Annotated in this window: 5 protein-coding genes and 2 pseudogenes; 3 read left to right on the forward strand and 4 right to left on the reverse strand. The window is 70.5% G+C overall.

Annotated features, from left to right (window positions below; genetic code table 11):
• The 4 genes and pseudogenes from I53_RS19420 to I53_RS19435 form a co-directional block, all read right to left on the reverse strand.
• Positions 1–1,118: pseudogene (locus I53_RS19420) on the reverse strand (hypothetical protein); the annotation flags it as partial.
• A gap of 243 nt (positions 1,119–1,361) precedes the next feature.
• Complete coding sequence (locus I53_RS19425) at positions 1,362–2,450, reverse strand: branched-chain amino acid aminotransferase (RefSeq protein WP_043353724.1); 1,089 nt, start codon at positions 2,448–2,450, stop codon at positions 1,362–1,364.
• A 91-nt stretch (positions 2,451–2,541) separates the two neighbouring features.
• The gene (locus I53_RS19430) at positions 2,542–4,302 is read right to left on the reverse strand and encodes an ABC transporter ATP-binding protein (protein ID WP_043353725.1); all 1,761 of its coding nucleotides are present in this window, start codon (positions 4,300–4,302) and stop codon (positions 2,542–2,544) included.
• Positions 4,303–4,395: 93 nt separating this feature from the next.
• Entirely contained in the window at positions 4,396–4,929 is a 534-nt protein-coding gene (locus I53_RS19435) for a Spy/CpxP family protein refolding chaperone (protein ID WP_043353732.1), read from the reverse strand.
• Positions 4,930–5,093: 164 nt separating this feature from the next.
• Between I53_RS19435 and I53_RS19440 the strand changes: the two genes are divergently transcribed.
• The 3 genes and pseudogenes from I53_RS19440 to purH all read left to right on the forward strand — a co-directional run.
• The gene (locus I53_RS19440; RefSeq protein ID WP_083936105.1) at positions 5,094–6,032 is read left to right on the forward strand and encodes a metal ABC transporter solute-binding protein, Zn/Mn family; all 939 of its coding nucleotides are present in this window, start codon (positions 5,094–5,096) and stop codon (positions 6,030–6,032) included.
• 326 nt (positions 6,033–6,358) lie between these two features.
• Positions 6,359–8,107, forward strand: a complete 1,749-nt coding sequence (locus I53_RS19445; RefSeq protein WP_043353729.1) for a heparinase II/III family protein — start codon at positions 6,359–6,361, stop codon at positions 8,105–8,107.
• Between the two features lie 72 nt (positions 8,108–8,179).
• Positions 8,180–8,716, forward strand: a pseudogene (purH, locus tag I53_RS19450) (bifunctional phosphoribosylaminoimidazolecarboxamide formyltransferase/IMP cyclohydrolase); the annotation flags it as partial.

The following is an 8,716-nucleotide window of genomic DNA, read 5'->3' on the forward strand; positions in this document are numbered from 1 at the left end:
GTCAGAGCCGGCCTCGGCCTGGAAGCTGTCGAACCGAAACCGGTCGATGAGCAGGTTCGAGATCCGCCGCTCGGCCGCTTGCGGGTGACGTAGCGGTCGAGCTTCATGTCGATGATCTCGACCTCGTAGCCCGTCAGCGTCCCGGCATAGCGGGAGGCCTCGCCCAGGCTGTCGTAGTCGAGGAGGTACTTGCGCCAGACGTCGGGTGTGATCACCGCGAAGTCCGACCACGCCATGCCGAGACGTCTGGCGAGGCCGAGCTGGTAGGGACGGATCGTGCTCTTGCCGGAGGCCGAGGCCCCTTTCACGTTCATCACCACCGGGAAGTCCTGCGGCGCCAGCCGGCGATAGCCATGCGCCTCCACCACTGCGGCGATCCAGGGCTCGATCAGCTCGCCGATGCGGCGGCTGCCGTAGCCGTTCGAGACCAGCGTACCGGCGATGGTCCGCATCAGGGATCCGTCGCGGATCAAGGTGTTCTGCCGCGCGATGAGGCCGGACACCACGCTGCGCAGGGCCTCGCAGGCGGCGATCTCCAGGCCGTCGCCGGATTCGGCGGCGCGCCGCTGCCAAGTCTCGAGATGGCGCAGGGACCGGGTCGCGAGATCCTCGCGCGGGGCCACGACCGCCGGGGGGCGGCGTCCGAGGAGCCTATCGAGCCAGCGCGGCTCGGGTGGCGGCGGGGCCGGCGCCTCGTCGAGGATGGCGGCGACCTCACGATCGAGCAGCGCGTCGGCCTCGGCGCGGATCTGGGCGAGGGCTGCTTCGATCTCACTGAGGCGGGGCTCGATGCCCTCGCGCAGGATCGTGGACACGATGGCCCGAAAGTTCACGCCGAGATCGGCATAGACCGCACCGACCGGCACGGACAGGTCCGACATCACGCGGATCAGCACCTCATGGACGACGAGGCGGCGGGCCCGGAACCGGCTGAGCTGGCGGGCCGGCAGCCCGCAGAGGTCGCTCAGATCCAGGGCGTCGCGCAGCGGCGTCTCGACGTGCTCGGACCGGTAGACGGTCACCAGCGGCAGGAAGGCGGACGGCAGATCGGATCGGACGCCGGGGTTCCACGGGCCGATGGTGGCCGCATCGGGAGCCTGCCCCGCCGCGACGGTCACGGGCGCAACCGCCGTGGCATGACGCGGTCTGTCCGATCGATCCCTCTTATCCTGAGGTGCTGTCCAGCAGCCTCGCAGGCGCGGTCCAGGGATCGCGCGGCCGTTCGGAGGCCTCCTGCGAGGCCTCCGTTGCGCTGCGCCATCTCACGATGCGGGGATGGGTTGGACGTGCGGGTGCCGCGCCGAGGGTGCGAGCCAAGCCTGCTCGACCCCCGTGCCATGAGTTCGAACTGGCGAGACGCCTTAAAAGATCTTCTGGAACCAGCCATGGGCGTCATTGGTGTTGCCCCGCTGGATGTCCACCAGAAGGCTCCGCAGCCGCTGGGCCACCGGACCGGCCTTGCCGTTCCCGATTGTGAAGCTTTCCTCGCGGCCCTTCACGGTGCCGATCGGCGTGATCACCGCGGCGGTCCCGCAGGCGAAGGCCTCGGTCAGGCGGCCCTCCCGCACGTCGGTGCGCCACGCGTCGATCGTGTAGGGCTCCTCCTTCACGGTCAGGCCGGCTTCCCGCGCCAGGGTTATGACCGAGTCGCGGGTGATGCCGTGCAGGATGCTGTCCGAGAGCGGCGGCGTCACCAGCGTGCCGTCCTCGAAGACGAAGAACACGTTCATGCCGCCGAGTTCCTCGATGTAGCGGCGCTCAACCGCGTCGAGGAAGACGACCTGCTCGCAGCCCTGGGCCGCGGCCTCGGATTGCGGGGCGAGGCTCGCCGCGTAGTTGCCCCCGCACTTGGCCGCGCCGGTGCCGCCCGGGGCGGCCCGCGTGTAATGCTCCGAAACCCAGACCGTGACGGTACTGTTCGGGTCCTTGAAGTACGAGCCCACCGCCGACGCGATGGTGATGAACAGGTATTCGGAGGCCGGCCGGACGCCCAGGAACGCCTCGGTGGCGATCATGAATGGCCGGAGATAGAGGCTACCGTCGGGCGTGTCGGGGATCCAGGCGCGGTCGATCTCGACGAGCTTGCGCACCGCGTCGACGAAGGCATCCTCGGGAAACGGTGGGATCGCCAGGCGCTCGGCCGAGTGCCGGAAGCGACGCGCATTGGCGTCGGGCCGGAACAGGGCGGCGCCGCCATCGGCAGTGCGGTAGGCCTTGAGGCCCTCGAAGATCTCCTGCGCGTAGTGCAGCACCGCGGAGGCGGGATCGAGGGGAATCGCCTCGCGGGCCTGGATCCGCGCATCGTGCCAGCCGCGGCCGGCCGTGTAGCGCGCCACCACCATGTGGTCGGTGAACACCTTGCCGAAGCCAGGATTCGCCATCAGCGCGGCCCGCTCCTCGGCGGTCCGCGGGGCGGGATGACTTTGGATCTCGAACGTCAGGTCGCTCACGGTCTGGTCCTTATCGACTGAGGCCCTTATGGCGCGCTCCGGCGCGCGAATCTACGGAGCCGGCGCATGACGGTGTCACCGCACATGCGCGTTATTCGGCGGTCGCGGGCTCCGACAGCTGGAGCCGGTGCAAGCGTGCATAGGCGCCGCCGGCCGCGAGCAGGGCGTCGTGCCGTCCGGTCTCGATCACGCGGCCCGATTCCATCACGGCGATCTGATCGGCGTCGCGCACCGTCGAGAGGCGATGGGCGATCACCAGGGTGGTGCGGCCCCGCATCAGCCGGGTCAGCGCCTCCTGGACCAGACGCTCCGATTCGGAATCGAGGGCGGAGGTCGCCTCGTCGAGGAGCAGGATCGGCGCGTCCTTCAGGAAGGCGCGCGCCAGCGCCACCCGCTGCCGCTCGCCGCCGGACAGTCGGCCGCCGCCGGGCCCGACACGGAAGTCGTAGCCCTCCGGAAGGGCCGCGACGAAGTCGTGGGCCGCGGCGGCGCGGGCGGCCGCCTCGATCTCCGCAGGCGACGCCCCGGGCCGGCCGAAGCCGATATTCCGCGCGATCGTGTCGTCGAACAGGACCACCTCCTGCGACACCACCGCCACCGCCGCGCGCAGGGAGGCGAGGGTCACCGCGCGGACGTCCTGCCCGTCGATGGTCACGCGGCCTTCGGTCACGTCGTAGAGCCGCGGGACGAGATTGAGCAGCGAGGATTTCCCGGAGCCTGAGCGTCCGACCAGGGCCGTGACCGAGCCCGCCGGGACCGTCAGATCGATCCCCTCCAGGGCCGGCGCATCCGGCCGGTAGCGGAACCGCACGCCGTCGAAGCGGATCGTCCCGGCGGACACGGTGAGCGGCCGCGCGTCGGGCGCCTCGCGGATCTCGGGCGCCTCGTCCATGACGTCGAAGTAGCGCCTGAGGGCGGCGGCCGCCTCCTGCAGGATGGCGTTGAGGTTCCCCAGCGCCCGGGCCGGCTGCGCGGCGAGCAGCAGCGCCGCCACGTAGCCGGTGAAGTCGCCCACCGTCTTCTCCCCCGCCAGCACCCGTTGTCCGACCAGTACGAGCACCCCCGCCACCGCGATGCCGCCCCCGATCTCCAGCAGCGGGTCGAGACGCCCGCGGGCATTGGCGGCTTTCATCTTGAGGCGGCGCACCTCGTCGAGGGCCTGCGCGGCGCGGCCCTTGAGGTAGGCCTCCATGGCGTAGGTCTTGGCGACCCGGACCCCCTGGAGGCTTTCGGAAATGAGGCTGGCGGTGGCGCCCATCTGCTCCTGCGTCGAGGTCGAGACCCGCCTGAGCTTCTTCCCGATCCGCCCGATCGGTCCGGCCACGAACGGCACCGTGACGCCGGCCACCAGAGTCAGCACCGGATCCATCCAGATTAGCGCCGCCACGAGGCCGATCAGCATGGCGATGTCGCGCAGGAGCACCGTCGAGATGCGGGTCAGCGCTTCCTTGATGAAGGCGAAATCGGTGGTGAAGCGCTGGGTCAGCGCCGCCGGGCTCTCGCGGCCGAGCTGAGCGAGATCGGACTCGATCAGGTGCCCGTAGAGCGCCGCCTGCATGTCGGCCTCGACCCGGGTGACCACCCTGTTCGTCAGAACGGTCTGGCCATAAAGCGCGAAGCCGCGCGTGGCGGTGACGACGATCACCACCAGCGGCCCATAGGCGATGGCCGCCGCATCCTTCCGGTCGAAGGCGTCGAAGGCGGCCTTGATCAGCGCCGGGTAGAGGCCGGTCGAGGCGCCCACCAGCGCGATCAGCACCAGCACCACGGCAAGGGTGGCCCGGTGCGGGTACAGCCAGGCGCGCCAGAGGCGCGCGAGGAGGGGAGCCGTGTCGCCGCGGAGGCGCGCCATGAAACCTACCAGGTCGGATCAGCGCCGGCCTCGGGCAGGATGCGCGGCGGCAGCGGTGTGCCGCCGCCATCGCCGCGGATCAAGGCCTTTGGCTCAACGGTCGTCGCCGTCCGGACCGCGGCCGCCCTCCCGGCCGCCCTCCCGGCCGCGATGCCAGCCGCCGTGACCATGCCCGCCCATAGGCCGGGCGAGGATCGTTGCGCGCCGCTTCTGGTCCTGATCGAGGCTGGCGTAGAGCGGCTGGGACGCGTCGGCCAGCTTGCGCAGGGCTTCTCCGCGTGCCGTCGCGGCATCTGCCATCGCCCGAAGGGCCGCTGGGGCATCGTCGCTGAACTTGGGGCGGTCGCGCATCGCCTCGCGGCGCTGCTGGCGCATCTTGGCCATGTCACGGATTGCAGCTTCCACGGGCGGCCACAGCTTCTCCTGGTCGGGGTTGAGCTTCAGGCCGGCATGCAGGGCGGCGATGCGGGCATCCGTGAAGGCCGCCCGATCCTCGGGTGTGAGCGCACTCCAGCGCCCGTGACCGCGGAAGCCGTCGGGTCCATGGTCGTGCGCAACGGCCGCGCTGGCGACACCCAGGCCGAGCGCCCCTGTTACCAGGATGCTCGCTCTCAAACGGCGGGACATGGAATCCTCCATCTTGACGCTCCGGACAGCGTCGGAACCCACGGGGCGCGACGCGTCCGACGCCGCGCATTGGGGACCGGGCATGTATCCCGCTTGTGTATGTAACAATGTTACATTAGTGGCAGGTGCGACCGAAGGCGCGGGAAGGTGGAACGGTGCGGGGCGTGGCAACAACATTCCGGATCGCGGCGCTCGCGGTCCTGTCCGTCTGGCTCGGACTTGGGGTGCCGGCGGTGGCCACCACGCAGACCGTCCCGATCCGGGCGGTTGCGAGCTTCTCGATCCTGGGCGATCTCGTCCGGCAGATCGGCGGTGCGTCCGTGACGGTGACCACCCTGGTCGGACCCGATTCCGACGTTCACGGCTTCAGCCCGTCGCCAGCCGACGCGCGCAAGCTCGCCGAGGCCGATATCGTATTCGTCAACGGCCTCGGGCTGGAGGGCTGGCTCGACCGGCTAATCCGCGCCTCCGGCACGCGCGCCCCAGTGGTGACCGTCTCGACGGGCGTGTCGCCGATCCCGGCGCAGGACGAGCATGTCCACGGGGAGGGCGGTCACGGACACGGTGAGCACGCCTTCGATCCGCATGCCTGGCAGAGCATCGCCAACGTTCGGATCTACGTGGCGAACATCCGGAACGGCCTCGTGAAGGTCGATCCGGCCCATGCCGCCGCCTATCAGGAGGCCGCGGCCGGCTACCTCGCCAAGCTCGATGCCCTGGAGCGGGACGTCCGGGCAGCGATCCTCCAAATCCCGCCGGAGCGGCGGCAGATCATCACGACCCACGATGCCTTCGGCTATTTTGCGGCGGCCTACGGCCTACGCTTCATCGCGCCGCAGGGCGTCTCCACCGACAGCGAGGCGAGCCCGCGGGACGTGGCGTCGATCATCCGCCAGATTCGCCGCGAGCGCGTACCCGCGGTGTTTCTGGAGAACATCAGCGACCCGCGCCAGATGGAGCAGATCGCCCGCGAGAGCGGCGCCCGCATCGGCGGGAAGGTCTATTCCGACGCGCTCTCCGGGGCGGACGGTCCGGCAGCGACCTATCTCGACCTGATGCGGTCGAACCTGGCGGCGTTCGACGCCGCGCTCATGCCGAAGTGACCCGATCCGACCGGCGCGGGATCGATTGCGCTGCAGCCGCTCCGCCGAGGGCTGGCCCGTGTCATGGCCGGATGCCGGCTCCGACAGGACAGGATCGAGCTTCCATCCTGACGACGTGCTCTGCGGCTGCGCCGATCCTGCCCGGATCACGAGCCGCCACGACTGGCGGTGCCGTCCTCTGTCGCCTTCACGGCGTCGGGCATGACATAGCGTAAACCGCCGGTTAAGAGGCCCCCACTAGCCTTACGAAACGGGTGCCAGCCGATCCTCGTACGCGAGGGCTCAAGGCCTTGGGGCCTTGTGAAAACGCGCAGCTCGGAGATCGCGTGGCTTGGGGGCCTGACCGCTGGCGCTTCTATCGGCTCGTCGCGCGCGAGGCTGCACGCGCGGGCCGCGCGGCCGGAGCCAGCGTCACAGCACCGCCCGACATCCTCGCCCGGATGCGGGTGACCGGACTGGTGATCGCCCCGCAGGACCTGCGGACCTCGGACGCGACCTTTGCGGACGACATCTATGCCGGGCTGTTCGTCTTCGCGGGCCGGTCGCTCGCGGCGAGCGGCGGCTCACCCTTCGACTACGCGGCGCCGTCGCCGGAATGGGCTGATGAACTCTACGGCTTCGGCTGGCTGCGCCACCTGCGCGCCGCCGACACCGCCCTCGCCAGGGCCAATGCCCGCGCCTTCGTGGCCGATTTCATCGCGGGCCGGGGGGACGCGGCGCTCGCCCGGCAGACGCCGGTGGCGGCCCGCCGGTTGATCTCGTTCCTGTGCCAGTCGCCCCTCGTGCTGGAGGGGGCCGATCACGGCTTTTACCAGAACTTCCTCAAGGCGATCGGACGCAACGCGCAGCAACTCGAGCGCGATCTGCGGCGGGGCGTGCCACCGCAATGGCGCCTGAACGCCGCCGTGGCGCTCTGTTACGCCGGCCTGTGCTGCGACGGCATTCAGCCGATCCTGCGTCGAGCGACCCGGATTCTGACACGGGAGCTCGACCGCCAGATCCTGACCGATGGTGGCCACCGGTCCCGCGACCCGCGCTTCGCCATGGATCTGCTCCTCGACCTCCTGCCCCTGCGCCAGAGCTACCTCAGCCGCAGCGTCGAGCCGCCGATGGCGCTGTTGCGGGCCGTCGACCGGATGTTGCCGCTGCTGCGACTCCTGCGCCACCCGGACGCCTCGCTGAGCCACTTCAACGGCATGGGCGCCACGGATGCGGACCACCTCGCGACCCTGCTGGTCTACGACGGCGCGCTCGCCCGGCCGCTGATGCACGCGCCGAATTCGGGCTACGAGCGCCTGGAAGGCGGCCGGGTCGTGATCGTGGCCGATGTCGGCGCTTGCCCGCCGCTGCCCTACTCGGTGAATGCCGGGGCCGGCTGCCTCGCCTTCGAGATGTCGAGCGGCCCCCAGCGCATCGTGGTCAATTGCGGCCTGCCGGCCAGCGGGGCGGATCTGCGCCTCCTCGCCCGTTCGACGCCGGCCCACTCCACGGCCTCGGTCGCCCACAGCTCGTCGTGCCGGTTCCTCACTCGTACCGGGTGGTGGGGCGAACGGCTCCTGGCCGATTGGCTGATTCGCCGGCGCGGGCCCGTGGTGCTGAGCGGGCCCTCGGCGGTGGCCGCCGAGCGCGCCGAGGAGGCCGACAGCGTCGTCCTCGCGGCCCGGCACAACGGCTACGCGCCCGATTTCGGTATCGTGCACGAGCGCCGCTGGCAGCTGTTCCACGCGTCGGTGCGGCTGGAGGGCCGCGACGCCTTCCTGCGCCAGGGCAAGGCGCAAAGCCGGGGGCGGCGGTTGCGCCCGCAGGATGTGGCGATCCGCTTCCATCTCCATCCCGGCATCGCGGTGCGCGGCATCCCGGACGGGCTCGAACTCGCCTCGGCGCTCGGCGAGGTCTGGGTGTTCCGCGCCGAGAACGCCGAGATCGCCATCGAGGAGAGCGTCTACTTCTCGGGCCTGACGGGGCCGCGCCGCACCGACCAGATCGTGCTGCACCTGCGCGTCTCCGAGGACGTGGAGGTCCGCTGGAGCTTCGAGCGTCAGGCGTCCGCGCCGCTGCGCGGGGTGGCACCCTGAGGGAGCCGGCTGGCCGGGCTCACCGTTTCCATGCTACCGCGCCGGAAAATCTCGAACTTTCGGCACGAAGCTATGGCGCACGATCAGGTGCGGGTCTCCCGCGCGCTCCTCTCGGTCTCGGACAAGACCGGCCTCGTCGACTTTGCCCGGGCGCTCCACGCCCGCGGCATCGCGCTGGTCTCCACCGGGGGCACGCACCGTGCCCTGCAGGAGGCCGGCCTGCCTGTCACCGAGGTGGCCGATCTCACGGGCTTTCCGGAGATGATGGACGGCCGGGTCAAGACGCTGCACCCGGCGGTTCACGGTGGATTGCTCGCCATCCGCGACAACCCGGAGCATCAGGCCGCGCTCGCCGCCCATGGGATCGGCGCCATCGATCTGCTGGTGGTCAACCTGTACCCGTTCGAGGCCACCATCGCGGCCGACCGGTCGGATGCCGACTGCATCGAGAACATCGATGTCGGCGGCCCGGCCATGATCCGTGCGGCGGCCAAGAACCACGCGGATGTGGCCGTGGTCACCGACGTGTCGGATTATGCCGGCGTGCTGGCCGCACTGGAGGCGCATGACGGCGCCCTGGGCGCGGAACTGCGCCGGAGCCTGGCGCAG

Origin of the sequence: Methylobacterium sp. B1, assembly GCF_000333255.1 — a bacterium.
Lineage (GTDB): Bacteria > Pseudomonadota > Alphaproteobacteria > Rhizobiales > Beijerinckiaceae > Methylobacterium > Methylobacterium fujisawaense.